At 58.8% G+C, this 578-nt stretch carries 2 rRNA genes; both read right to left on the bottom strand.

The features are described 5' to 3' along the window. Positions 1-143 (bottom strand): 23S ribosomal RNA (locus ACJA3G_RS38290); the annotation flags it as partial. Positions 144-423: 280 nt separating this feature from the next. Then, positions 424-578: ribosomal RNA gene (locus ACJA3G_RS38295) — 16S ribosomal RNA — on the bottom strand; the annotation flags it as partial.

The raw sequence follows: 578 nt of genomic DNA on the forward strand, positions 1-578 counted from the left end.
CATGACGACTGCCGGGTTTCCCCATTCGGAAACCCCCGGATCAAAGCCTGGTTGACGGCTCCCCGGGGACTATCGTGGCCTCCCACGTCCTTCATCGGTTCCTGGTGCCAAGGCATCCACCGTGCGCCCTTAAAAACTTGGCCACAGATGCTCGCGTCCACTGTGCAGTTCTCAAACAACGACCAGCCACCCATCACCCCACCACAAACGGTGAGTTCACTGGGGCCGGCGACTGAAGTACAAGCGGGCAATGCCCGTGCCTTCAGACACCCAACAGCGTGCCCGGCCCTCCCGAATCCTTTTTCACGTTCCACGCCGAAGCAGTACTRGTGAAAAACATTCCGAAAGCGCCGAATAGTCAACGTTCCACCCATGAGCTGACCGTGCAGAACATTTGCCTGCAATCGGTACTGTGCTCCTTAGAAAGGAGGTGATCCAGCCGCACCTTCCGGTACGGCTACCTTGTTACGACTTCGTCCCAATCGCCAGTCCCACCTTCGACAGCTCCCTCCCACAAGGGGTTGGGCCACCGGCTTCGGGTGTTACCGACTTTCGTGACGTGACGGGCGGTGTGTACA

Origin of the sequence: Streptomyces sp. YS-3, assembly GCF_045257485.1 — a bacterium.
GTDB lineage: Bacteria > Actinomycetota > Actinomycetes > Streptomycetales > Streptomycetaceae > Streptomyces.